This window comes from Micrococcus sp. ACRRV, assembly GCF_022346985.1.
GTDB classification, from domain to species: domain Bacteria; phylum Actinomycetota; class Actinomycetes; order Actinomycetales; family Micrococcaceae; genus Micrococcus; species Micrococcus porci.
Genome location: NZ_JAKRNH010000207.1, coordinates 1 through 1,178, shown reverse-complemented (window position 1 = coordinate 1,178; position 1,178 = coordinate 1). Strand labels below are relative to the sequence as shown.

At 54.5% G+C, this 1,178-nt stretch carries 1 rRNA gene; it reads right to left on the bottom strand.

Annotation, left to right across the window (positions count from 1 at the left end):
• Nucleotides 1–132: 132 nt before the first annotated feature.
• Nucleotides 133–1,178 (bottom strand): 23S ribosomal RNA (locus tag MHY29_RS12135); the annotation flags it as partial.

Here is a 1,178-nt window from a genome sequence, read left to right as displayed (position 1 = left end):
GAGAGCCACAAACAAGACAGTGGCAATATTCACTTGAACAACACCCCCCAACCCTACCACACAGGCAAGACCAGGAAAGCACCGGCTGCAATCAGACAACCGCACAGTGGACGCGAACACCAAAAAAGATGTGTGTTGAAAGTCATCGGCCTATTAGTACTGGTCAGCTCCACGAGTCTTCAGTCCTCGCTTCCACATCCAGCCTATCAACCCAGTCATCTAGCTGGGGGCCTCACACCCTCAAAGGGGCAAGGAAATCTCATCTCGAAGCCGGCTTCCCGCTTAGATGCTTTCAGCGGTTATCCATCCCGAACGTAGCTAATCAGCCATGCACCTGGCGGTACAACTGACATACCAGAGGTTCGTCCGTCCCGGTCCTCTCGTACTAAGGACAGACCTTCTCAAATTTCCAACGCGCGCAGAGGATAGGGACCGAACTGTCTCACGACGTTCTGAACCCAGCTCGCGTACCGCTTTAATGGGCGAACAGCCCAACCCTTGGGACCTACTCCAGCCCCAGGATGCGACGAGCCGACATCGAGGTGCCAAACCATGCCGTCGATATGGACTCTTGGGCAAGATCAGCCTGTTATCCCCGAGGTACCTTTTATCCGTTGAGCGACGGCCGTTCCACAACGAGCCGCCGGATCACTAGTCCCGACTTTCGTCCCTGCTCGAGCTGCCACTCTCACAGTCAAGCCCCCTTGTGCACTTGCACTCGACACCTGATTGCCAACCAGGCTGAGGGAACCTTTGGGCGCCTCCGTTACATTTTGGGAGGCAACCGCCCCAGTTAAACTACCCATCAGGCACTGTCCCTGACCCGGATCACGGGCCGAAGTTAGACATCCAGTATGACCAGAGTGGTATTTCAACGATGACTCCACGAACACTGGCGTGCCCGCTTCACAGTCTCCCACCTATCCTACACAAGCCACACCGAACACCAATACCAAACTATAGTAAAGGTCACGGGGTCTTTCCGTCCTTCTGCGCGTAACGAGCATCTTTACTCGTAATGCAATTTCGCCGAGTTCACGGTTGAGACAGCGGGGAAGTCGTTACTCCATTCGTGCAGGTCGGAACTTACCCGACAAGGAATTTCGCTACCTTAGGATGGTTATAGTTACCACCGCCGTTTACTGGGGCTTAAATTCTCCGCTTCGCCGAAGCTAACG